A 24,622-nucleotide genomic window follows, 5' to 3' on the forward strand; every position below is an offset into this window, starting at 1 on the left:
GTACCCGTACCGTAAACCGACACAGGTGGATGAGGAGAGAATCCTAAGGCCGGCGGAAGAAGTATTGCCAAGGAACTCGGCAAAATGGCCCCGTAACTTAGGGAGAAGGGGTGCCTGCGAGAGCAGGCCGCAGAGAATAGGCTCAAGCAACTGTTTAGCAAAAACACAGGTCTATGCGAAACCGAAAGGTGAGGTATATGGGCTGACGCCTGCCCGGTGCTGGAAGGTTAAGAGGAGAGGTTAGACGTAAGTCGAAGCTTTGAATTTAAGCCCCAGTAAACGGCGGCCGTAACTATAACGGTCCTAAGGTAGCGAAATTCCTTGTCGGGTAAGTTCCGACCCGCACGAAAGGCGTAATGATTTGAGCGCTGTCTCGGCAATACATCCGGTGAAATTGAAGTGCCAGTGAAGATGCTGGCTACCCGCGCCAGGACGGAAAGACCCCATGGAGCTTTACTCCAGTTTGGCACTGGGGTCCGGTGTTGCATGTACAGGATAGGTGGGAGGCTGAGAAACGGTAACGTCAGTTGCCGCGGAGCCGCTGTTGGGATACCACCCTTGTGATATTGGGCTTCTAACCAGCCGCCGTAATCCGGCGGTGGGACAATGCCAGGCGGGGAGTTTGACTGGGGCGGTCGCCTCCGAAAGGGTATCGGAGGCGCCCAAAGGTTCCCTCAGAATGGACGGAAACCATTCGAAGAGTGCAAAGGCAGAAGGGAGCTTGACTGCGACACCGACGGGTGGAGCAGGTACGAAAGTAGGGCTTAGTGATCCGGTGGTATTAAGTGGGAATGCCATCGCTCAACGGATAAAAGCTACCCTGGGGATAACAGGCTTATCACTCCCAAGAGTTCACATCGACGGAGTGGTTTGGCACCTCGATGTCGGCTCATCGCATCCTGGGGCTGTAGTAGGTCCCAAGGGTTGGGCTGTTCGCCCATTAAAGCGGTACGCGAGCTGGGTTCAGAACGTCGTGAGACAGTTCGGTCCCTATCCGGCGTGGGCGCAGGATATCTGAGAGGAGCTGTCCTTAGTACGAGAGGACCGGGATGGACGGACCGCTGGTGGACCGGTTGGCTTGCCAAAGCCATGGCCGGGTAGCCAAGTCCGGAAGGGATAAACGCTGAAGGCATCTAAGCGTGAAGCCCCCCTCAAGATGAGATATCCCATTCTTAGTGAAGTAAACCCCCTTGAAGACGACGAGGTAGATAGGGCAGAGGTGGAAGTGTGGTAACACATGGAGCTGACTGTTACTAATCGGGTGAGGGCTTGACCAAAAGGCGAGTTCTGGCCCTGCCGCAATGCTTTTAGCCGTCTCACGGAGCCCTAGTAGTATCCCCCGACGGAGTCCCTGCCCGGACCGATGCCTCCTTCCTCTGGCGTCCCTCTATACCTCCAACAAAAAAGCCCCGGTGCCCAGCAAATACAACACTGCCAGACACCAGAGCAAAAAGAACAAATGTCAAGCGGATATTCACAATCCACTTCGCTACTTGCTCATAACCGAATAACTGCTCCACAGCTTATCGCTTTTCGCAGCCCCGCAAAGGACTTAATTGATCCAGTTAAACCTCAATCACTTCCCATACACTGCATTAGACTTACATCCCGAAATATAAGCTTCATAATTCAACGCACTATCATAACGAGCCAAATGCCCCTGCATAACATACGGATTCCTCACAACTGACGCCACATATCCCCCGGACTTCTTCAGGCAAGTCAGATAAGTCCTCATCAGTAGCTGATAATCCCCAATCTGTTGATTCGAAGCTCCACCATTATTCTTCGCCTGAATGATCTCATTCCGAAGCTGCATAGCAGAATTCCTCAAAGTCATCATATTTGACACCGAAACCCACGCCTGCTTATAGCCCTCGATCGTCGGCCCCGGGATCATTGTACCCGTAACTTTAAAGATCATCTCCGCAATCTCAACATAACAGCTACCAGTATATCCCTTATGAGTCCATACTGTATCCAGAATCTTCGTCAATGACTTCGTCAACATCTTCTTCACATTCTTCATACACCTGTCTGACGCATAATCCACCATCAATGTCTTAAGCGGCTGGTCATAATACTGTTTCAAAAGATCGATTCCCCTCTTCAAAGAAGAATCCGCCTGCAGCCGATAACTCAGTCTGTCAAGACAATCCCGTCCAACCGTAACCAACGTCAGAAAATTCATCAGATAATCCCCTGCACTCATAATAGCATCTGCACTGTTAAAAGTTTTATCAATGGTATCCCACCTGGAAACCCCTTTATCGTTTTTCTTGTAAAACCAATCAAGCATATCATTAAGCTCAGTTCTGCTATACTGCGTCACACCCTCCAGCTTCATAGCCAGCTGATATTTCGTGTCACCATTTTCAAAGAAGTGATCCGAAAGATCTTTTGTATTATGAATGATATCATAAGCCTCTGCCAGAGTATCGTTACCATATGTCAGCATAGAACTCTCCGCAGTTTCCACAATAAGCTCCATAGCCAGACTCTGTTTCAGTTTATCATCTGAAAAATCCGTCCCATACGCCTTATTAAACAGATTACACATCGAATCCGCAAATCCGTTCAGCATATTGGATTTAACCGTAGCCCAATATGTTGAAGTGCCAAAGCCCGAAGTAGCACTGGTATCCGCACTTAACGCATCAAACATCTCACCCTGAAGATCACCTGTAACCTTATCAAAACCGGCATTGTTCAGAAACTCCGGATACTTTCTGAAAAGATCATCCGTTGAAAGCTTCGTATCCACGCTGGAATCAACACCACCACCTGCATTAAAGACCACATTCGCTGTCAGCTTCTCGTTGCCACCTGCGATTTTAATCTGAGTCCATTTATATTTCGGCCCCGCATAATAAACCTTATTAATATTATTGCAGCCTCTGAATGCATTTGCCTCAACACTGGTCACATTGGAATACACCATTACCGTACGGATCTTAGCACAGCCATCAAATGCACTGCTACCGATCTTCTTGGCATTTTTCGAAATATAGACAGAACCTGAAAGCGAGCTACACCCCTTCATCAGACTTGCGGAAATCTCTTTCAGACCATCCGGCAGATCAATAGAAGTCAACGATTTACAGCCGGAAAAAGCCTCCGCACCAATAGATACGGTCTTACGGTTAAGAGAAACCGATTTCAGTGCAGTACAATTCTTAAACGCCTTTTTACCAATAGTAAGAACACCCTCTTCTGCGATTACAACCTTCTGTATCTTCTGTCCTTCAAAAACACTGTCCCCAAGTCCTTTTACCCGAACCATTTTCATTCCGATCGTGATCGTCGTAGGAACTGTAACATTCACAGCCTTTCCGGTATATTTCATCAGGATCACTTTTCCATCACTATCCTGTTTAAATACCCAATCACTATTCTGGACTTTTCCCGTCAGATTGATCGTAAATACTCTCTTGGAAGCCAGGTATACCTGATCTGCACTTGTCTTCGTAGTAACCGTCACAACAACTTTGCCCTGGCCTCTCACCATCAGACCTTTGCCGCTTTCATACCATGCCGCTGTTTTTCCGGAATTTGATACTGCGCAGGAATATTTTGCTCCTCCAAGGACAGAAATCCTGATCGGCTGATTAAAATTATCACTGGATATCGTATAGCGGTTCAGGCCACTACTCTTCAAGGCTTTGGAAACCAGTCTGATATTCTGCCGCCCCTGGAAAATAACCTTCATTTTTCCGGATGCAGCTTTATAATGCTTTGTCTCAGCCGCATGGACCGTGATCGTGGCAGCTCCCGGTTTTTTCAGTGTAACCTGCTTTTTCCCCTTCACCACAGCAATACCGGAAAAATTACTGGACAGGCTGATCCTGGCATTCTCTTTCGCTGAAACACTTAAATTCTTTGTTTTTCCATTCTCTGTTGCTGCATAGATCTCATTCACTGCCTTGATCGTCTGCTTTGCCTTCGCAATGGTAAAGCTTCCGTTTTTGCTCTTAGATTTCGCAAAAACCCCTTTACCTTTAATCGTGACAGTAACTTTACCCGGCTCAATATTTTTCCCGGAAGGATAAGAAACCGTATAGTGTGTTTTTCTTTTAAGGTCTGTCCGTAAAACTTCACGGTAACCTTTGGTTTCTGTGGCTTTCCATTCCAAGTACAGTTTTTCACTGTGATCTTTGCCTTCCTCAGATCTGTTTTTGCCCAGTGGGCATACAGCTTCTGATTCCGTTTCAGATTAAATTTTGTTTTTGCGGTAACCTTCTTACCCCCATCCTTAGGAGTCGTATACCAGCCAAGAAAATAGTAATTCTTCCTGGTCGGAGTCGGAAGTTTACCATAGACACTTCCATTTTTTACAGTTTTTGTTTTATCTTTTGACGCAAGCTTCGCATCCTTCGCATTTTTATCAAATGTGATCTTAAAGGTTGTTTTCTCTGTGACTCCCACTGAAACGAACGGTATGGAGAATTTTTTTGCGTAAGCTTCCGCAAAAGAACCTGTAGAACCTTTTATTGCAAAGTCGGATGAAACATTAACAAAAATCGTATCTTCATTCAAATATGTAATATCATTATACCACGCCATTGTTTTTACACTTGGCGGAATCATAACCCATTTCAGTGATTTACAATCCTCAAAAACATACTCATTGATTTTCTCCACAGAGGAAGGTAATGCAAGGTTTTCCAGCTTCTCACACTTGTAAAACGCCTGTTTCCACAAAACTTTAAGTCCGCTGTTGATCACAACTTTCTGCAGATTTATACATCTTCCGAATGCAATATAATCAACATCTGTAACCGTTGAAGGAATCTCTATGGATTCGATTCCCGTACATCGGTAAAACAGTCCCTGTGCAATTTTCTTGATTCCTTTTCCAAAGGTTACCTTTTTCAGATTCACGCAATCTGCAAAAGGGCCGCCCATATCATAGTAATTTCCTGTAGCTCCATTTGTCTCCACACCAGCCGGAATATTTACTTCTGTCAGACTCTGGCAGTTATAGAACACACTTATCCCAAGATACTCCAGGGAATCTGGAAGTACAACATTTTCCAGGCTTGTACAGTTAGCAAAAACATTATCACGGATCGTTTTCAGCGTTTTCGGAAGGTCGCGTTCTGATAATTTCATATTTTTGCAGTTCTGAAAAGCTTCTGAATCAATACCCTCCAGCTTTTTGGAAAGAGTCACCTTTTTTGAGATTTTTTACAGCCAAAAAACGCACTGTACCCGATCCATTTCACACTATCCGGAATCACAATTTCCTCCAGCCCTATATCACCGGAGGGTGCATAAAAAATCCCTCTTGGAACTTCCTCCATTCCGTTGTCCAAAGTCACATTTTTCAGATTTTTACAGCCATAAAAGGGACCTGGCCACTGCCGGTTCGCCGCTGTGGTATCATGGGTCTTCATTTTTGGTGGGATGTTGATCGTCGTAAGACCTGTACAATCTCCGAAAGCTCCTACATCCAGAAATTTCAGCGTAGATGGAAGCTTCACGGAAGTCAACCTCTCACTGTAGGAAAACGCTCCATTATAAATATTTTCCAGGCCTTCCGGAAGAATCACTTCCGTAAGTGCAGAACAACTCCGAAACGCATATGCCTCGATATTTTTTACAGTATCCGGAACAACGATCTTTCTCACACCAGGACACTGCAAAAATAATCCCTTGGCGATCTTTGTGATCCCTTTCCCAAAAGTGACCGTCGTCAGACCTGCATCTCCCGCAAAAATTCCCGGATACGCCGGACTCTCACCCACATAACCATGTGTGACCATCGATGCAGGGATATGGATACGGGTAAGACTTGTACATCGCTCGAATGCACCTGCTTCTACCACCACCCCATTATCAGGAATGCGGATGGAAGAAAGGGATGTACAACCGGAAAAAGCTCCTCGTCCGATCTCTTTTACAGAATCCGGAATATTCAGACTTGTCATATTAATACAGTCTGAAAATGCCCCGGTATCGATCCGTACAACCGGCTTGCCATTGATCGAAGATGGAATGTTTCCATTCACATAAGCGCATCTGTCACTTTTTATCTTATTGTTATTCTTATCATAATGGTCATCGTTAATGACCGCTTTGATCGTAACCTCACCTTTTTCATTGGAAGCACAGCGCAGTCCGTTCCATTCAAATCCTGCATTATCCGCACCTCCAGATAATGCATCTTCACTGCCATCCTCAAGCTGAGCTTCTTCCACTTCCGCAGATCCAGGATCTTCTGCCAGACTTTCCGGCTCCTCTTCCAGCTCCGGTTCCTCTTCCAATTCCGGATCTGTTTCCGGTTCTGTTTCCAGTTCCGTAGAAATATCCGCTTCATTCACACCGGACTCTGTCATTTCTGATCCGTCTTCTCCGGGATCATCAACCAGTTCTGCCTCAGAAACATTTGTCTCATCGGATGGCAACTCCTCCTCTGCATCCGTCAATTCCTCAGCACCGTTTTCCTCAGTTGGCTGCAGTTCCTCTTCCACTGCCTGTTCCACACTCTCTTCTGCTGAAAAATCAGCTGCACTGACCAGCATTCCCGAATCCAGGCTGCCAGCCAGAAGCGTCATTGTCAGCATCAATGCCAGTTTTCTTTTCATACCCAATCCTCCCTAATAAAATATAAAACAGCCATATTTTATTACTGCTTATTATCCTGATTTTCTTTCTGATTCTTTTCTTTTTTCTGAGCAGTACTGTCGGACTCTGCAGAATCTCCCTGCATGATCTTATTCAGTTCCTGGATCATCTCTTCATCCTTCAAACGGAATTTTACCTCTACACGTCTGGACGCATCCTTATCTACATTTCCATCTGCATCCAGAACCGGATCTGACATGGAATGCCCATTCACTGTCAGACAATCCTTCAGTTCCTGAACCTGTGAATCCTTCAGAAAATCACTCTTAATATCCAAAAGATACTGCGCTACCGCCAGAGACCTCTTCTGTGACAGCTCCAGGTTATAACTGTAATCTCCGTCTGTATCCGTATAACCATCAATAATGATCTCGCCAAGATATTTCTTATAGGAATCATCCAGCAATACCTTACAATATGTCGGCAGCACCATAGACAATGTCATCTTACCGGAATCGGTAAGCTCTGCCTGATCATAATCAAACATAACATTGGCATTCAGCGTCAGCGCACCTGTCTGTGGATCAATATCCACATTGAGGTTCTTTTTTTCAAATTCCTTCTGCAAAGCTTCCACAACCTCAGCTTTCACGCCGATGATCTTGTCAATCTTCTCCTGTTGCTCTTCCAGAAGCTCTGTTTTTTCATCCAGCGCAGACTGCTGCTCTTTCAATGTATCCTGTTGGCTGGAAAGCTTCTTTTTCTGAGAGGCCAGCTTTTTCTGCTGCGCCTCAAGCGTTTCCTGCTGTTTGGCAAGCTTCTCCGCCAGAGAAGACAATTCTTCATCCTGAGATTTGATCTGCTTGTCCTTGGACTTGATCTGCTCATCCTGGCTCTTTAATGTCCCCGCCTGCTCATCCAGCGCATTCTGTTTTTCCAGAAGCTCTTCTGTATATTTTTCCTGAAGAGTGATTTTTTCATCCCGTTCCTTCAGACTGTCCTGATAGCTCTTCTGTGCCTGAAAAAGTGTCACACACATGATCAGAACAAAAAGCAGCAAAACTCCTGCCATCATATCCGAATAAGAACGCCAGACATTAAACCCATGCTCCTCCGGCTTTCTTTTTTGCGCATTGACAATTCCTCTCTTATTTAAATAAACCAAAACGGCTTTTCTGTGCTGCCTTCGTTGCCTCACGGATACTGCGCTCGATCTCATCCAGCAGCGCTTCCTGTCTTGCACCCTGTCCTTCCAGAAGATCCTCCAGACCCGTCAGCTTATCCTTAAGTTCCTGGATACCGGCATTGCTTCCATAACCCCAGGGCTGTCCGGCGATCAGATGGATATCACGGTTATTTTTTGCCGTCTTGATCTCAGAAAGAAGCCTGCGTACCTCATCCAGAACACTATTGACCATCTTCTGGCTCTCAGTAAATTCTTTCACTCTGGCTTCAAAATCTTCGATCATCTTCTTATCTTCACGAAGAAGCTCCTCGCTGATCCTATTGGAATCCGCAACTGCTTTCATCCCTTCTGCAGCACTGTCCACATACTGGCGCATAGATGCATTGCAGGTTTTCCAGAGATCTGCGGATTCTTTTTCATTTTCATGCATATGCCGGGCAAACTTTTCGTAATCCTGTTTCTGTAGCTGCTGGATCATCTGATTATCCCGGATAATACGATCTGCAGTCTTCATATAACTGCTCTGCATCTCATCGATTTCCTTAATGGCATCCTTCATGGCACGTTCCTGCTTCGTAAAGGTTTCACTCAGCTGACTGCTCATGGTCTTGTACAATTCTGATGTATATTCTGTATTCTCCTTCTGCACCTTCTTAAGTTCTGCCAGAGCATCATTAAAATCTTCAAACTGCATCTGAAAGGAACCATGCATCTCGCTTAAAAACGTATCCAGGATCTCCCGGATCGCATCCTGCTGCCCTTTTGTCACAGATGCGGTAAGAACATCCAGAGAATCATTCATCTTCTGAAAAGTAGGTGTGATCACTTTCTCAAAGCTATCTGCCATCTGCACAGAAAACTGTTCCGCCATCTGTTTCATGGCTTCTGTCTGTGTCTTCTGGCTGGAAACAAGGAGATTCCAGGACTCATTCTCCGCAGTAGGAAGCACCAGTGCGTGAAAACGATCCAGAAAATCCTGCATCGCCTGGGACATCGCAGAATATCCGCTTTTCATCCCAAATGTGTACACAACAGAAAGTGCAACTCCATAAATGGAAGTCAGAAACGCAACTTTGATACCATCTACAAGAGCGGATACAGAGCTTGTCATCACTTCATAATCTGTGGGCTGGAAGTTCTTAAGTCCCCACACAAGACCGATAAATGTTCCAAGGATACCAAGGCTTGTAAAAATGTCCGGAGCCATCTCAAGGAGTCTCTTGTGGATATGTACATCTACATCCTCAATATTCACAAAATCCTCTACTTCAGCGATCCCTTCTTCCGTTCTGCTGATACTGTCAACAAAATCATCCATCTTTTTGTCGAGATAGCGGTCACCGAAAATCCCTCGCAGCTGCCCAATCTCTTCTTTTCTGGCTCTTCCCGGAAGCTGAAACACTTCTGTGATCTCACCAGCGCCATGCTTCAGTGCTCTTGACAGGTTATCCATCCGATATAAACCTGCAAAAAGCCCCACTGCGTATATGATCAGCATAAGTCCCAGAAATGTAAAATTATAAAGCAACACATTCCCTGAGCCTTTTCCAACATAAGCAGTCAGGGTTGCCGCGGCCACTGTTACTGCCAGAAACAGCACTGTATTCATAAACTTTTTTCCCATAATATGCCTCCCCTGTCTTTATTTTTGAAAAAAGTTACTCTTTTGTTCCCATACTATCATAACATCTTCCCTAAAACAACCAGAAAGGACAATTCCTTCGCCAAAAGAATTGTCCTTTCGTCTTTTTTCTATTTATACTTTTATTTATACTTTTATACGGCAGGCTGCATCATCGCTGATCAGGATCCTGCGTCCGCAAACACCTACGATCACTCCGCCAAGTATCCTGCTTATGATCTGTACGGTCTTTCCTTCACTGACATCATATTGCCTGATCTGTTCCATAGTCTCCGGCATTCCGGTCATCCACTTGATCGTGTAGCTTTCCCCTGCTTTTGTCTCATTTAATGACTGCATATACTCACCCCATTCCATATATCACATCACTATCAGTAATTATCCTCTATCCGTAGGCGGATATTTGCAATCCGCACTTGGTTAAATGATTTCATATAATTCCAACACAATTCTGCATCTTTATATGATTAGTAAAGTTTAACTTTTATTTTCTGAATCATTCATTATTTTATATATTTTATCTCATTTTATCTCAATTAGTCAATCATAACCTGTGAAATTCCACCAATAAAAACAAGCAAAAAAGAAACGCAGAACAGCCATTACAGTTATTCTGCGTTTCTCATTATTTTCTATGCATAAACTCTATCTTCTTCCAGAAGCGTTGTCTTTCCATTCTTTACTTCCACAAGATTAACACAGCAGTTTGGCGGCACGGAGCCTCTCCAGAAATTCTCCGGATCAGGATCTACATTCTGAAGAAGAGCACGGACTGCACATCCATGAGAGGCAACAAGAATTGTTTTATCCGCAAGAGTCGGATCTGATGTTATTTCATCCCAGAAATCCTTTGTCCTAGCGATCACATCAAAAATATCCTCGCCCTTTTCCGGTCGTTTAAAATTTACCGGATCACGGAAAAAAGTCTCGATCTGCGGATCGATATAATTGCCATCTGCATCTCTTACCTGATCACCCTCCAGCACGCCAAAATCGATCTCCTGGATCCGCTTATCCGGTATGATCGGAACGTCACGTTTCCCCAGAACACATTCTGCTGTCTGTTTTGCCCTTGAGAGCGGACTTGTAAAACAGATATCAAACCTCACATTACGGAGAGCTTCTCCGGTTTTTTCCGCAAGAAGGATCCCTTCCTTCGCAAGCGGTACATCCGCTGCACCCTGAAGCTTTTTTAATTTATTCCACTCAGTCAGGCCATGTCTTACAATGTAGATCAGCATCAGCTTCTCAGCTCGATTCCAAGTCCGTTAAGACCATTCATGATCTTTTTCATTGCTGCGGAGATCTCGTTTTCACCAAGAGTCTTGTCATGGGCACGGAATACCAGAGAATAAGCCATGGATTTGAAACCTTTCTCAATCTGTGCACCCTCGTAGATATCGAACAGCTGATAACTCTCAAGAATATTTCCGCCTCTCTGATCAAAAATCTCCTCAATCTGTCCTGCGAGAACTGCATGGGGAACTACAAGGCTCAGGTCACGAGTTACAGCCGGATATTTGGCAATTCCTGTATATTTGTGGTTGAAACCAGCAAATTCCAGAACATCCAGAATGTCGATCACTGCGATATATGCTTTTTCTCCGATAGAGTAATTATCTGCAACAGCCGGATGAACCTCACCTAAGTATCCAACTACCTTACCCTCGTAGATCATGTTAGCCTGTCTTCCCGGATGAAGGAATGGTTTTCCGCTGTTTGGATCGTAGGTAACCTTTTTCTTCATTCCGATCTTCTCGAAGAACTCCTCGCATACACCCTTCATATCAAAGAAATCGCCTTTTCCGTACATTCCAAGTGTAAACATGGTACGCTCATCCGGAAGCTCTGTAACCGGAAGGGACTTCGGAAGATAGATATTTCCAAGCTCGTAAAGACGAACATCTTTATTACGTCTGTTATAGTTTGTGGAAAGGGATGCCAGCATACCGTTCAGTGTGCTTGTACGCATGATACTGTAGTCCTCTCCAAGAGGATTGCTGATGGTGATGACTTTACGAAGATCACTGTCCTCAGGAATACAAAGCTTGTCAAATACCTTCGGGCTTTCGAAAGAATAGGACATTCCCTCTGAGAATCCGCAGTATTCTGCGATATCTCTTGCAACCTCCTGGATACGAAGCTTAAATGGCAGCTTACCTGTAGTAGCCTCTCCTGTAGGAAGTGTCATCGGGATCTTATCATAGCCATAGAATCTTGCAACCTCCTCTGCAACATCTGCATTACAGTGGATATCCTGACGGAATGTCGGTGCAACGATCTCGTCTGTTTTTTCATCATAAGCCAGTTCTACACGTCCAAGATAATCGATCATCTCTTCTTTTGTAAGGCTGGTTCCAAGAAGCTTGTTGATCTTCTCAGGCTCAAATTTTACTCTGGATGGCTCTCTTGTCTCGCTGCAGACATCAACCATTCCGCCTACAACCTCACCTGCACCAAGCTCTTCCATCAGCTGGCATGCACGGTCAATTGCAGCCTGTGCATTGTTCGGGTCAAGACCCTTCTCAAATTTACCGGATGCATCTGTACGAAGTCCGATTCTCTTGGAAGAAAGACGGATGCTGGTTCCATCGAAGCACGCCGCCTCAAAAAGAACCGTTTTTACATCGTCTGTGATCATGGAATTCTCTCCACCCATGATACCTGCGATGCCGACAGCCTTCTCACCGTCACAGATCATCAGAACGTTCTCATCCATGATACGCTCCTGGCCATCCAGTGTGACGAATTTCTCATCTTTTCCTGCACGGCGTACAACGATCTCCTGATTTGCGATGGTATCCAGATCATATGCATGCATTGGCTGTCCAAACTCTTCCATTACATAGTTTGTGATATCAACCAGGTTGTTGATCGGGCGGATTCCATTGGAAGCCAGACATCTCTGCATCCACTTCGGGGACGGACCGATCTTGACATTTTTTACAACTCTTGCACAGTAACGCGGGCAAAGCTCCGGATCCTCTACAGTAACCTTTACATAATCGGAAGCTTTCTCATCATTTTCCTTAACCTCTACAATCGGCGGGCAGAATTTCTTCTGGAAGGTTGCTGCTGCCTCTCTTGCGATTCCAAGAACACCGTAGCAGTCTACACGGTTGGAAGTGATCTCATACTCAAATACCACATCGTCAAGGCCAAGTGCCTTAACAGCGCTCTCACCCACAACTGCGTCCTCAGGAAAAATATAGATTCCGTATTCCGGTGCTTCCGGATACATTTCTCTGGTGCTTCCAAGTTCCTCGATAGAGCACATCATACCAAAGGACTCAACGCCACGGAGTTTGCCTTTTTTGATCTTGATCCCTCCGGGAGTCATTTTTCCATCATGGCCGCCTGCAACACGTCCGCCATCAAGAACAACCGGAACCTTATCTCCTTCTTTTACATTTGGAGCGCCTGTTACGATCTGCACACTCTCAGTTCCGATATTTACCTGGCAGATAATCAGCTTATCTGCATCCGGATGCTTCTCGATCTTATCGATCTGGCCGATCACGATCTTATCGAGATCTGCATCCAGCTCTGTAAAGCCCTCTACCTTTGTGCCTGTTAAGGTCATGGCATCTGTATATTCCTGTGCCGTTACATCCAGATCCGGCACATATGTTTTAATCCAAGATAATGAAGTATTCATTTTGGTTGTCCCTTCTTTTTTCTATATTTACTGTCAGACGGATACTCATGATCCGTGTTCACTGTTTTAGAACTGTTTCAGGAATCTGCTGTCGTTCTCATAGAGAAGACGCATATCATCGATCTCATATTTCAGAAGTGCGATACGCTCCAGACCTACACCAAAGGCAAATCCTGTATACTCATCCGGATCGATCCCACACATACGGAGAACATTCGGATGAACCATACCACAGCCAAGGATTTCGATCCAGCCGGAACCTTTACAGAAACGGCAGCCTTTTCCGCCGCATTTGAAACAGGAAACATCAACCTCAGCGCTCGGCTCTGTGAACGGGAAATGATGCGGACGGAATTTGGTCTTTGTCTCCGGTCCGAACAGCTCTTTTGCAAACTCCTGAAGGGTTCCCTTAAGATCTGCAAACGTAACATTCTTATCAATAACAAGGCCCTCGATCTGATGGAAGGAAGGTGAATGTGTTGCATCTACCTCGTCAGAACGGAATACACGGCCAGGTGCGATCATACGGATCGGAAGCTTACCTTTTTCCATCTCACGTGCCTGCACCGGTGATGTCTGGGAACGGAGCAGAATGGAATCATTGATAAAGAATGTATCCTGCTCATCTCTTGCCGGATGATCCTCCGGAATATTCAGCTTTGTAAAGTTGTAGTCCGCATACTCAACCTCCGGACCTTCCACAACCTCATAGCCCATTCCGATGAAAATACGCTCAACCTCTTCCAGAGCAATAGTATTCGGATGGCGATGACCGATCTTCGCTTTCTTTGCAGGAAGTGTTACATCGATCACTTCTGCCTTCATTTTTTCCTCACGGACCTTCTCCTCGAAATCCTTTTTGGAGGCTTCCAGAAGTTCTTCGATCTTAGCTCTTGTCTCATTGACAAGCTGTCCAACCTTCGGACGCTCTTCCGGAGCAACATCCTTCATACCTTTTAAGATTGCAGTAAGCTCACCTTTTTTTCCAAGATATGCAACACGCACATCATTCAGCTTATCCAGGCCCTCGGATTCCTCGATCCGTTTTCTGGCATTTTCAGCCAGTTCCTGAAGTCTTTCTTTCATATCCATGGTCTATTTCTCCTTTAATTAAAATGATCAAATGATCCGCCGCCCACCCCGAAGTTCCAGATATGGGCAATAAAAAAACCGTCCCTTATAAAAGGGACGGAATATCCGCGGTACCACCCAGTTTCCCATGAAAAGATCACGGGCACCTCTTATCTGCTTAACGCGCAGCTTACGTCATCTCCTACTGTTACTTCAGAGAGGAAGCTCCGGTGGGAAATTCAAGAACCATCTGAACCCGGGGAAGCTTACAGCCGGTGACTTCCCTTCTCTGTGAGAAAATGATCCTCTATAAACACCTTCACAGCTTTTCTGTCTTTTAATACTATGCCACAAGGTCTGCCTTCTGTCAAGCGCAAAGTCAGGATTCTTTGGAACTGTTTTTTTCATTTTCTTTCTTGGAAAGAAGTGTTTTTACAGATCTCTGGGCCTTTCGGAATTCATTTTCGAAGTAGGCATTGATCTCCGCCCCGTAAAGAAGCAGGTTCATACACACATACAGCCACAGCATTACCATGATCAGCGCAGTCAGACTTCCGTACATATTTCCAAAATTCGGAAAAAATTCAAAATACAGGGAAAATCCATAGGAAAATATCATCCATGCCACTGCGATCATAAATGCACCCGGAAGCTGGCTTTTAAAGGTTGCCTTTCGGTTTGGAAGCACTTTATAAAGGACCAGAAACACTGCAAACAGCACGGCAAATACAAGCAATGTCCTGGCCCCTATAACCTTGGCCAGCAGCCTCCCGAGAATCGGAATGGTTCTCTGTGCAGCTACTTGGATTCGATTACCAAGAACCAGGACCAGAAGAGTGACAATGATCGCCAGCACAAACAACAGCATATAAAAAACCGAATAGATTCGGGTCATCAGCCAGTTTCGGGTTTCCTTTACATGATAAATGGTATTTAAGCCATTGGTGATCGCCTGCATTCCCTTTCCGGACGCCCAGAGCGCCATCAGCGCAGACAACGGCACGATGGCTGTACTTCTTTTGTATACTTCTACCACAATGCTCAGCACAAAGGTCTGCAGATTTCCGGGCACAAACCCGATGATGGCATCCCTGACAACATTATAGCTTAACGGTGTATAACGGATCAGCGTTGTAAGAAACAGTATAAACGGAATAAAAGACATGATCAGAAAATACGCTGCCTGGGCCGCATATGCACTGACATGATCTCCGTTTGCCCTGCGCACAAATCCCAGCATGAGCTGGATTATATTTTTCTTTTCCTCGTCCATGCTGACCTCCCTCAGGTTTCTTTTTTCACCAGGAAAAACGTTCAAATCCGATCTTATCCTGGATTTCCGGAAAAAGCTTTACTTCCGGCTGCAGGCTCTTATGTTCACCTATCATCTTTTCCATCCATACCATATTATACCAACGGTTAAACTTATAGCCGCATCTGTGGAACTCTCCCACACGCTTATAGCCGAAATGCTTATGAAAATCCACACTGGCACTGGTCAGGTATTCATCATCTTTTGGTGCAACTGCAATGCAGGCGTTCAGGTTCAGAATTCCCATCTCTGCAAGAAGACTCTCCAAGGCTCGATAGAGTCTGCCTCCTGCACCGCTGCCCCGCCGGTCATGTCTCACATAAACAGACATCTCAGCACACCAGCCATAAGCAGCCCTCGGGTGAAACGCCGAACCATAGGCATATCCCAGGATCTCTCCCTTCTCTTCTGCCACAATATACGGATATTTCACCTTTATATCATGGATTCGCTGCGTAAACTCTTCTATGGAAGGTGTTTCGTATTCAAATGTGATCGCAGTTTTTTCTACGTAGTAGGAATAAATCTCTAAAAGTGTTGCTGCATCCTTCTCTTCTGCCACACGTATCTGCATTGCCTTCTCGCACCTCTTTTATTTCTGTTTGTCTGTTATTTCACAAAGAAACGGTAAACCGTTTCAGAGCTGTACTCTTCACCGGGAAGCAGGATCGGAGAATGGAAATCCTCTACATTGACTGCATTTGGCTCCACCTGTGTCTCCAGGCAGAATCCATAACGTTCATGATAAACATGACCGTTCTTTCCCTTCTCATCCTTAACAAAATTGCCTGCATAGAACTGCACACATGGGCAGTCGGAGGAAACCTCCATACCGATACCGGATTCCTTACAGTATGCAGTAGCGATCGAACGGACATTGCCCTTTGCATAATTATCGGTTACATAGTTATGGTCATAACCGCCTGTGAACTTCAGCTGTTCAAAATCCGCCTCAATGTCTCTGCCGATCGGTTTAGAAACATTGAAATCCATCGGCGTTCCCGCCACCGGTGCATATTCACCGGTAGGAATGGACTGGCTGTCCTTTACCGGAGTAAAATACTTCGCATGAATACATACTTCCTGATCAAGCACATCTCCGCTGCCTTCTCCGTTCAGATTAAAATAAGAATGGTTGGTCATATTGGCAACGGTAGCTGCATCAGAGCGTCCTCTGTAAAAAATCTTCAGTTCGTTTTCCTCTGTGAATTCATATTTCACAACAATGGAAAATTCTCCCGGAAATCCGTTCTCTCCATCCGGACTGATGCGGAAGAAATCCACGCTGTTCTTCTCCTGGGAAATTTCTTTTACCTCCCACAGCTTTTTCTCAAAGCCATCCGGACCGCTGTGAAGATTGTTATGATTCTCATTCTCTGCAAGAACCACTTCTTTATCATCAATAAAAAATCTGGAATTCTCGATACGGTTTCCACTTCTTCCAATGATCGCACCGAAAAAGCATCCATTAATCTCATATCCCCGGATATCGTCATATCCAAGGACCACATCCTTCAGATCTCCCTTCTTATCCGGAACACATATCTTCACCAGGATCGCACCATACTGAAGCACTTCAGCATAGGCACCTTTTTTATTCTCAAGATGATAGATTTTTACTTCTTCCCCTGTAGGAAGTGTCCCAAATTTCCTTTCAGAAACACTCATGCTGTAATTCCTCCCATATATGAAAAAAGAGCCACTAACCGGCTCTATGTCTTTAACCGATTAATCCCGGGATGCCGTTCCCTTATTTTTGACGCCTAGCAGATGCTAGGTGGGTATCCTCAACAGTGTCTTCTGCCTACCACGACGTGAGGTCTGACATCCAACCTGCGATTTTGGATTCCCAAAATGTCAATGTAGGTTCAAAAAGAAAAGGGGGATCGAACATTCCAGGATTCGGTTTTCGTTGTTTTTATTATAAACCAGTATTTGTGCTTTTTCAACAGAAAATACATTTTCTTACTGATTTTATTATCAATTATTATTTGATCTTAAGGATATCCTTTACTGCTGCCGGCATATCCACTGCATCTACCACCCTGTCATGAAGAACCGGGGCAGTACGGATTTCTTCAACTGCACGTGGAACAGGTACTCCGGAAAGCGCACTTAATGCGTCTACAAGGCCAAAATCATCCAGATCTTTATGCTTCTCACCAAGTGCTTCCATAACACTTCTTGTGAATTTATACGGACTTGCAGTAGAGGCGATCACTGTCGGAAGATGATCCGCTGTCTCACTTACATACTTCTTATATACGCCGGCTGCAACTGCAGTATGCGTATCGATCACATAATTGCTGTTTTTGTAGATATCACTGATGGCCTGTGCAGTCTCATCTTCACTGCAGAAATTACCATAAAAATCAACAAGCTGTGCTTTCATCTCGTCAGTAATGGTATATTCGCCGCCCTCACTTAAGGATTTCATAAGCTCTGCACATTTTTCAGCATTTTCTCCGGTAAGACGATAGATCAGTCTTTCCAGATTGCTGGAGATCAGGATATCCATGGAAGGAGATGTCGTAAGGATGAAATCTCTTTTTCTGTCATAGGTTCCTGTGCGGAAGAAATCATAAAGAACACGGTTCTCATTCGATGCACAGATCAGCTTGTGGATCGGAAGTCCCATCTGTTTCGCATAGTATGCAGCAAGGATATTTCCGAAGTTTCCGGTAGGAACTACCACATTGATCTCCTGTCCGTCTTTGATCCTGCCGTCGCGTACCAGTGATGCGTAGGCATATACATAATATACGATCTGAGGAACAAGACGACCGATGTTGATAGAGTTTGCAGAAGAAAACTGGAAGCCTGCCTGATCCAGCTCTGCTGCCAGCTCATGATCATTGAACATCTTCTTAACTGCAGTCTGGGCATCATCAAAGTTACCGGTAATACCTACCACATAAGTGTTGGCACCCTTCTGAGTTACCATCTGTTTCTCCTGGATCGGGCTGACACCATGCTTCGGATAAAATACAATGATCTTCGTTCCCGGCACATCTACAAAGCCTGCCATGGCAGCTTTACCGGTATCTCCTGATGTTGCGGTAAGGATCACGATCTCATTCTTAACATTATTCTTCTTCGCTGCAGTTGTCATCAGATGCGGAAGAATGGAAAGTGCCATATCCTTAAATGCAATGGTCGCGCCATGGAACAGTTCCAGGAAATATGCCCCATCCGCTTCATGAAGAGGCGCGATCTTTTCTGTATCAAATTTGCTGTCGTATGCTTTGTTGATACAGTTCTTAAGCTCATCCTCGGTAAAATCTGTAAGGAAACGGCTCATTACCTCATATGCTGTCTCCTGGTAGGTCATCTGTGCCAGCTTGTCCATTGGTACATCCAGCTGTGGAATGCTTTCAGGCACGAACAGTCCGCCGTCCTCAGAAAGGCCCTTAAGTATGGCCATAGACGCTGTAACTGCCTGCTCTTTTCCTCTGGTGCTCTTGTACAATACCTGCATTGGTGTTCCGCCTTTCTATTGTAAGATATTCGTTTTCTTTTCAACGTTATCACATTATAGCATGGAATTATGGAAAATACCACCACTTTTAAAAAAGAATCTGTATTGCCCAATCCCACCCTGTGATCAGACAGATATTCACAGCTTTCGGATAAAAAGAAACCGCCGGCCTGTTTCTGCCGGCGGTTGGTTCCTTCTGTACTGCATCAGTTCTTCCTATTTATATGTATAAAATTCATGGACCCCGTATTTAAAGAGCCTCTTCAGGTCCTTTTCAAACCATTTCACATTATGTTCCTCTGCTGCAGATTTCTGGATAAAGAACAGTGCACCTTCAGAATAATCAGTACCCTTCAGCGCCTGCTTGACCGCTTCCCTTGTTTCATCGGAAACTGCAACTTCATTGATCCTGCCATCATAGGTCGGTGAAAACTGCGGAACGCCGTCACTGTTATCCCAGACAACCTCTGTCACCGTATTCGGAAAATCTTCGCTTTTTACACGGTTCATGATGACGTTGGCCACCAGAACACGGCCCTTGATATCTTCACTTCCTGCTTCTGCCTCCACGATCCTCAGAAGTGTATCATAGTCTTCATCTGACATCAGTGTGGGATTTTCTGCCAGTGTGATCGACCTTGCATCAAGTTCATTTACTTTGTTTTCCATAGAGGAGCTTACATTAAGATCTGCAGCAGTATTGGTTACTTTCTGTACTCTCTGGCCTACGATCACCTGCTCACAGGAACTTCCGATCCTTGTAACCGTGCTTCCGGATAATGGTGTATCCGTAACTCCTGAAACCACACCTGCGATCCCGGTAGGAACAGCAACCTCTTCATAGGGAGAGCCCTCTCCTCCATCCGAAGCTGCATAAACCTTGCCACCCTCACTTTCTGCAAATGTCCTTGTCCCCAGAGAAATAACCATCGCCAAAACTGCACATAATGTCAGCACTGCAAAACTGCGCGCGGAATTTCCTCCGGTTTTTCCATTTCTACGTTCATCCTGCACTCCGTCAGCCTCGCGTAAATCTTTCTCAACTTTCATAATCTCATTCCTTGCGTTTCATTTTCTGTAACAGCCCATAATCCTCCGATGCGACATCACAGCCCCCATTATCATCGCTTCCCGGATAAATACGGATCATTACGATTTCCTTTACATGTTTGTAACATTTTTGTAATGTATGGGAAAATTATATTTAATAATATTGAATATGTCAAGCTTTTTCCCGTATTTAACGCTTCAACGGCGGTATTTGTGTTTTATCCACACCTTATCCACATGTATTCCACATAAAATCCACATAAAACCGCAGAGTTATCCACACTCATGCCGTATTTCATTTCAGAAAAAAAAGGCAGATAGCGTCTCTATCTCCGTCCAATGTTGTACACCCACTTTCCGGAAATCGTACTTCTATCTGCCTGTTTATCCTTTTTCAGAACAGTTTTTTCCTCTGTTATTTACAGATTTGATTATAATATTTTGTTTTCAGTCAGTCAAGGATTTTTGCTCGACCAGATCCGACGCCTTATGCAAAACGGCACAATGCCTGCACGAAAAGTGTCGCATAAACGCACAGATCGATACTCCAAGCTCCCAGAAACAGTCCCCATGGTGTTTCCCCGGCTCCTTCGGCAAACCGTTTGGGCTTCAGCGCAAGGATCAGCGGAAAAAGAAGCGGCAGAAAATACCGTCCCTGCACGCCCAGGATCTTATCGTAGCCATAGGCTGTCCACTGTCCATATAACGTTACAAAGATCAGCGCAAATACCAGGAGACTGACTCCTCCCAGAATGCCCTTTGCCGGAAAATCCAGACGGATTCCCGATATATCATCATTCCCGGAAACCTGAAGGACCAGGATCAAAAGATATCCCATTGCCAGCAGGGCACAGACAGGAATGTTCAGCCATCCAAGATTACTTCCTATCATTTCTGTAAGATAGGTCACACCAAAATTATCCAGGCTCCGCACAAAAGTCAGGACAAAGGCAGCCGGATCCTTCAGGATCCCCACAAGCTGTGCAGCTGTATCCACACCTGGCTGTGACTCACAGAGATATCGGGATGCAATGACCAGCCAGCCGAAACTTAAGATCAGGATCACAGCTCCTGCACAGACCACATGAAACCAGTAATTTTTTCTGCTTTTAAACCGTTCTTTCGGGATCAGGAACAGGAGCAGGCAAAACGGCATGTAAACCACTTTGCAAAGACACAGGAATCCGGTCAGCACGTACATCCATATCAGCTGTCTTCTACTCATCACTTCTTTTTGTTTATATCGCATAGCCAGTACAAAGGCAGCCAGAGCAACCGTCAGAGCCAGGGCCAGGGCATCTGCTGACATGGAATTTGCTGACTGGATATTCACAGGTACCAGCCCCAGAAGTACGAGGAAATTTTTCCCAACAGGCGTCAGACGAATGGCAAAGAAAAAGAACAGTCCAAACATAAGCATATTGGCGATCCTTCCCGCATAGGCAAGAACCATCGGCCGGTCCGTAAACAGATCTGCAATGCGGATCCCTACTGCCTGGGGAAGATACGAAGTAGGTGCATACAAGGCTGTATTTCCAAATCCGTAAAACTGTGTTTTTTCCCGGTCGATACGCTGATCTGCATTCTCTCCGATATCCCATAATGATACATGATCCTTGGCGGAAAATTCCGGAACCAGACCACTGTTAAACGTCCTTCCATATGAGAATAAGTCGTTTCCTCCGTTGCCTTCCGACGTCAGATATCCTCTGGAAACCTCATAGCTTCTCAAATAATGGCTGTACTCATCCGGCGAATTAAAGGCCGGAACCGCCGCCAGCGTACAGATACTCATAAAAATATAAACAACGGCAAACACCACTTCTGCCCGGAGCTGTCTGCGTTTCAGAAATGCAAAGATCACCAGCATCACAGCTACCGCCGCTCCAATCACCAGAAACACCAGTGATTTTGGAAATGGCCTGGAAATGATCCGATAGGCAAGTGTCTGTGTATCATCCTTCTGGCTCACCAGCCCTGCAGCCACTCCGGTATCCCCTTTTGCGCCATCTAAAACAATCCGGAATTTCTGCCCCTTACATTCCGTAAGCTTCTGGTCAAGCCGGAAGTACGTGGTATCCCCCGACGATATGGTCAGTCTGCTGGCCTGCCAGCTCTGGATCTCCCTTTCATTCTGATACAGCGTTACCTGAAACGTTCCAGCAACCGATGCACTCTCTGTAGAAAGAAAAAGCTCCACACCGGACAGACGGTTCGTTTTGCAGGTAAACTCCTCTTCAAAGCTTCCTCCCGCACCGATCATAGACCAGGTATCCGGTCTTGCCTGCTGCTTTACATTTCCGAGGATCTCCGAATCACTAAGCAGATATGCGGAAAAGATCAGGATCATTCCCCATATCAGCAGATATTTCAGAGCGTTTTTCAGCTCTGCAGACAGGCTGTATGAGCTCCTGTTTTTTTCTTATTTTTCATAATATCCCTCTTACTCACTGTTATTTTCACATTCCGCACTATTATAGCATCTGCACGGCAAAAAAGAAGCTGCGTTTTATGGCAGCTTCTCATTTTTTTGTAAACCTATCCGGAACCGGATGCTTATCGATTGTTGATCGCAGTTACCAGTGCATCAATAGAGGCACGGATGATATCCTGATCAACACCCGCTCCCCAGGCAAGCGTTCCATCCGGTTTACGGATTCCCACATAAGCGATAGCCTTGGAGGAAGAACTCTGCTCCAGAGCATGCTCCTGATAAGTCTCCAGTGTGTATTTCAGTTCGTAAGCTTTCTTCAGTGCATTGCTTACCGCATCCAGACGACCATTTCCGGAAGCCTCTGTAACGATGGTTTTTCCACGGAATGTAGAAGTAACCCGTGTTACGATGCCGTCTTCCTTCTGCTGGAAATGAACCTCACTGATGCTGTATGGTTCAACCACATTTTCGAAGGTAGATTTGAACAGACTGAAGATCTCGTCCGGATGAAGCTCTTTGTGCTTGTGATCGGACACTGCTTTGGCTGCATAGCCCATAGCCTCGCGCATTTTCGGAGGAAGGTTCAGGCCAAACTTTGTCTCCAGTATATAGCCTACACCGCCCTTTCCGGACTGGCTGTTGATACGGATAACATCTGCGTCGTAGTTTCTTCCCACATCTGTCGGATCGATCGGCAGATACGGAACAGTCCAGTGCTCCAGATCTCCGTTCTCTCTCCAGTGCATACCCTTTGCGATGGCATCCTGATGCGATCCGGAAAATGCAGCAAATACAAGAGCTCCACTGTACGGACTTCTTTCATAGATCTGCATTCCGGTACATTTCTCATAAACCTCACAAATATGCGGCATATCAGAAAAATCAATCTTCGGGTCCACACCCTGGGAATACATATTCATACCAAGCGTTACAATATCCACATTACCGGTACGCTCACCATTTCCGAACAAAGTTCCCTCAATTCGGTCAGCGCCTGCAAGAAGACCCATCTCGGAGTCTGCAACGCCACATCCACGATCATTGTGCGGATGAAGAGAAACGATCACGTTTTCACGGTATTTCAGATTATCACACATGTATTCCACCTGACTTGCATACACATGCGGCATAGAATGCTCAACCGTAACAGGCAGGTTGATGATCGCTTTGTTATCTGCAGTGGGCTGCCATACATCCAGAACCGCATTGCACACCTCCAGTGCATACTCCGGCTCTGTTCCCGTAAAGCTCTCCGGGCTGTACTCAAACTGAAAATTGCCTTCTGTCTCATCAGCCAGTTTTTTCAGAAGTGCAGCGCCATCTACTGCGATCTTCAGGATCTCCTCTTTTGATTTTTTGAATACCTGCTCTCTCTGAGATACGGATGTGGAATTGTATACATGAACGATCGCTTTTGGGGCGCCTTTAACAGCTTCAAAAGTCTTACGGATAATATGCTCTCTTGCTTGAGTCAGCACCTGGATTGTTACATCCTTCGGGATCAGATCCTGCTCGATCAGCGTACGGAGAAACTCATACTCTGTCTCAGAAGCAGCCGGAAATCCAACCTCGATCTCTTTAAAACCAATCTTTACAAGAAGCTTGAAAAATTCCACTTTCTGCTCCAGGCTCATCGGGATCACAAGTGCCTGATTTCCGTCACGAAGGTCTACAGAGCACCAGATCGGGGCCTTATCCACATATTCTTTCTCCGCCCATTTCATACATTTCACCGGCGGCATGTAATACTGACGTTTGTACTTGGATGGTGTCATCATTTTGTTTTCCTCCACTTTCTGTTTCCATTAAAATTTCTCTTTGGTTTCTGTTTTTGATATAAAGACATAAAAAAATCTTCCGACTCTGCAGATTCTGCAAGAGACGAAAGACAACTGCTGTCCTACGCGGTACCACTCTTATTTCATGAATAAAAATTCACACACTTGACAGATACGGAATGTATATACATCCTTATATCCTCTCCGGATAACGGCGGACACCGTCTGCGTCTACTTTCTTATATAATATATAAAGATTTCAGGCAGATGCTCCGAGGCGAGTTCCACAAATCCCTTCCGCTGCTTCTCACCGGCCAGCAGCTCTCTGTGCTCCGTTCTCTTGTGTACTATTCCTCATCTATGCATTTTCTTTTTGAAACTGGTATTAGGTTAACACGTTATGGAAAATTTGTCAATGAAATTTTAACGATGCACCGCGCAAAAAG

Annotated in this window: 16 protein-coding genes, 1 other RNA gene and 4 other annotated features; all 17 genes read right to left on the reverse strand. The window is 45.3% G+C overall.

The genetic code is table 11. From position 1 onward, the window contains the following. Nucleotides 1-53 precede the first annotated feature (53 nt). Nucleotides 54-388 (forward strand) — a sequence feature (23S ribosomal RNA rRNA prediction is too short). Nucleotides 389-397: 9 nt separating this feature from the next. Beyond that, nucleotides 398-1,265, forward strand: a sequence feature (23S ribosomal RNA rRNA prediction is too short). 311 nt (nt 1,266-1,576) lie between these two features. Continuing rightward, nucleotides 1,577-3,919 carry a leucine-rich repeat domain-containing protein gene (locus CK1_RS13510; RefSeq protein WP_306288929.1) on the reverse strand — a complete coding sequence of 781 codons (2,343 nt, stop codon included), beginning with the start codon at nt 3,917-3,919 and terminating at the stop codon, nt 1,577-1,579. Then, complete coding sequence (locus tag CK1_RS13515; protein ID WP_306288930.1) at nt 3,916-5,172, reverse strand: leucine-rich repeat protein; 1,257 nt, start codon at nt 5,170-5,172, stop codon at nt 3,916-3,918. Before CK1_RS13515 ends, CK1_RS13510 begins: the two co-directional genes overlap by 4 nt. Then, complete coding sequence (locus CK1_RS13520; protein WP_015526754.1) at nt 5,169-6,587, reverse strand: leucine-rich repeat domain-containing protein; 1,419 nt, start codon at nt 6,585-6,587, stop codon at nt 5,169-5,171. The genes CK1_RS13515 and CK1_RS13520 overlap by 4 nt, the downstream gene beginning before the upstream one ends. 41 nt (nt 6,588-6,628) lie before the next feature. Further along, nucleotides 6,629-7,732, reverse strand: a complete 1,104-nt coding sequence (locus CK1_RS13525) for an OmpA family protein (protein WP_306288931.1) — start codon at nt 7,730-7,732, stop codon at nt 6,629-6,631. Continuing rightward, nucleotides 7,716-9,377 carry an anti-phage protein ZorA-like protein gene (locus CK1_RS13530; RefSeq protein ID WP_015526755.1) on the reverse strand — a complete coding sequence of 554 codons (1,662 nt, stop codon included), beginning with the start codon at nt 9,375-9,377 and terminating at the stop codon, nt 7,716-7,718. Before CK1_RS13530 ends, CK1_RS13525 begins: the two co-directional genes overlap by 17 nt. Before the next feature lie 144 nt (nt 9,378-9,521). Further along, on the reverse strand, nt 9,522-9,752 hold the full coding sequence (locus CK1_RS13535) for a ferrous iron transport protein A (protein ID WP_015526756.1): 231 nt from the start codon (nt 9,750-9,752) through the stop codon (nt 9,522-9,524). Between the two features lie 275 nt (nt 9,753-10,027). Beyond that, a complete protein-coding gene (locus CK1_RS13540) occupies nt 10,028-10,636 on the reverse strand; it encodes a histidine phosphatase family protein (RefSeq protein WP_015526757.1) in 609 nt (202 codons plus the stop codon). Continuing rightward, on the reverse strand, nt 10,636-13,053 hold the full coding sequence (gene pheT / locus CK1_RS13545; protein WP_015526758.1) for a phenylalanine--tRNA ligase subunit beta: 2,418 nt from the start codon (nt 13,051-13,053) through the stop codon (nt 10,636-10,638). The genes CK1_RS13540 and pheT overlap by 1 nt, the downstream gene beginning before the upstream one ends. A gap of 66 nt (nt 13,054-13,119) precedes the next feature. Next, the gene (gene pheS / locus CK1_RS13550) at nt 13,120-14,139 is read right to left on the reverse strand and encodes a phenylalanine--tRNA ligase subunit alpha (RefSeq protein ID WP_044962388.1); all 1,020 of its coding nucleotides are present in this window, start codon (nt 14,137-14,139) and stop codon (nt 13,120-13,122) included. A gap of 95 nt (nt 14,140-14,234) precedes the next feature. Next, nucleotides 14,235-14,456: a binding site (T-box leader), on the reverse strand. Between the two features lie 47 nt (nt 14,457-14,503). Beyond that, nucleotides 14,504-15,397 carry a YihY/virulence factor BrkB family protein gene (locus CK1_RS13555; RefSeq protein WP_021652921.1) on the reverse strand — a complete coding sequence of 298 codons (894 nt, stop codon included), beginning with the start codon at nt 15,395-15,397 and terminating at the stop codon, nt 14,504-14,506. Nucleotides 15,398-15,422: 25 nt separating this feature from the next. After that, entirely contained in the window at nt 15,423-16,010 is a 588-nt protein-coding gene (locus CK1_RS13560; RefSeq protein WP_015526760.1) for a GNAT family N-acetyltransferase, read from the reverse strand. Between the two features lie 35 nt (nt 16,011-16,045). Continuing rightward, nucleotides 16,046-17,104 (reverse strand): aldose epimerase family protein, encoded by a 1,059-nt coding sequence (locus CK1_RS13565; protein WP_015526761.1) that lies wholly within the window; start codon nt 17,102-17,104, stop codon nt 16,046-16,048. Between the two features lie 59 nt (nt 17,105-17,163). Then, nucleotides 17,164-17,341: non-coding RNA, 6S RNA (gene ssrS / locus CK1_RS13570), on the reverse strand. 82 nt (nt 17,342-17,423) lie between these two features. Beyond that, entirely contained in the window at nt 17,424-18,914 is a 1,491-nt protein-coding gene (gene thrC, locus CK1_RS13575; RefSeq protein ID WP_015526762.1) for a threonine synthase, read from the reverse strand. 216 nt (nt 18,915-19,130) lie between these two features. Further along, the gene (locus tag CK1_RS13580) at nt 19,131-19,964 is read right to left on the reverse strand and encodes a cell wall hydrolase (protein WP_015526764.1); all 834 of its coding nucleotides are present in this window, start codon (nt 19,962-19,964) and stop codon (nt 19,131-19,133) included. A gap of 487 nt (nt 19,965-20,451) precedes the next feature. Further along, the gene (locus CK1_RS13585; RefSeq protein WP_015526766.1) at nt 20,452-22,314 is read right to left on the reverse strand and encodes a DUF2142 domain-containing protein; all 1,863 of its coding nucleotides are present in this window, start codon (nt 22,312-22,314) and stop codon (nt 20,452-20,454) included. A gap of 206 nt (nt 22,315-22,520) precedes the next feature. Next, the gene (locus CK1_RS13590) at nt 22,521-24,176 is read right to left on the reverse strand and encodes a 2-isopropylmalate synthase (protein WP_015526768.1); all 1,656 of its coding nucleotides are present in this window, start codon (nt 24,174-24,176) and stop codon (nt 22,521-22,523) included. A gap of 96 nt (nt 24,177-24,272) precedes the next feature. Next, nucleotides 24,273-24,546, reverse strand: a binding site (T-box leader). Nucleotides 24,547-24,622: the final 76 nt, after the last annotated feature.

Origin of the sequence: Ruminococcus sp. SR1/5 (assembly GCF_000209835.1) — a bacterium.
GTDB classification, from domain to species: Bacteria; Bacillota; Clostridia; order Lachnospirales; family Lachnospiraceae; genus Blautia_A; species Blautia_A fusiformis.

Excerpts from the sequence above, each read along its gene's own strand:
- CK1_RS13540 (WP_015526757.1), bottom strand. The coding sequence starts at position 10,636 with ATGCTGATCTACATTGTAAGACATGGCCTGACTGAGTGGAATAAATTA.
- CK1_RS13560 (WP_015526760.1), bottom strand. The coding sequence starts at position 16,010 with ATGCAGATACGTGTGGCAGAAGAGAAGGATGCAGCAACACTTTTAGAG.
- CK1_RS13535 (WP_015526756.1), bottom strand. The coding sequence starts at position 9,752 with ATGGAATGGGGTGAGTATATGCAGTCATTAAATGAGACAAAAGCAGGG.
- CK1_RS13585 (WP_015526766.1), bottom strand. The coding sequence starts at position 22,314 with ATGATCCTGATCTTTTCCGCATATCTGCTTAGTGATTCGGAGATCCTC.
- CK1_RS13520 (WP_015526754.1), bottom strand. The coding sequence starts at position 6,587 with ATGAAAAGAAAACTGGCATTGATGCTGACAATGACGCTTCTGGCTGGC.
- CK1_RS13590 (WP_015526768.1), bottom strand. The coding sequence starts at position 24,176 with ATGATGACACCATCCAAGTACAAACGTCAGTATTACATGCCGCCGGTG.
- pheT (WP_015526758.1), bottom strand. The coding sequence starts at position 13,053 with ATGAATACTTCATTATCTTGGATTAAAACATATGTGCCGGATCTGGAT.
- CK1_RS13555 (WP_021652921.1), bottom strand. The coding sequence starts at position 15,397 with ATGGACGAGGAAAAGAAAAATATAATCCAGCTCATGCTGGGATTTGTG.
- CK1_RS13580 (WP_015526764.1), bottom strand. The coding sequence starts at position 19,964 with ATGAAAGTTGAGAAAGATTTACGCGAGGCTGACGGAGTGCAGGATGAA.
- thrC (WP_015526762.1), bottom strand. The coding sequence starts at position 18,914 with ATGCAGGTATTGTACAAGAGCACCAGAGGAAAAGAGCAGGCAGTTACA.
- CK1_RS13565 (WP_015526761.1), bottom strand. The coding sequence starts at position 17,104 with ATGAGTGTTTCTGAAAGGAAATTTGGGACACTTCCTACAGGGGAAGAA.
- CK1_RS13530 (WP_015526755.1), bottom strand. The coding sequence starts at position 9,377 with ATGGGAAAAAAGTTTATGAATACAGTGCTGTTTCTGGCAGTAACAGTG.
- pheS (WP_044962388.1), bottom strand. The coding sequence starts at position 14,139 with ATGAAAGAAAGACTTCAGGAACTGGCTGAAAATGCCAGAAAACGGATC.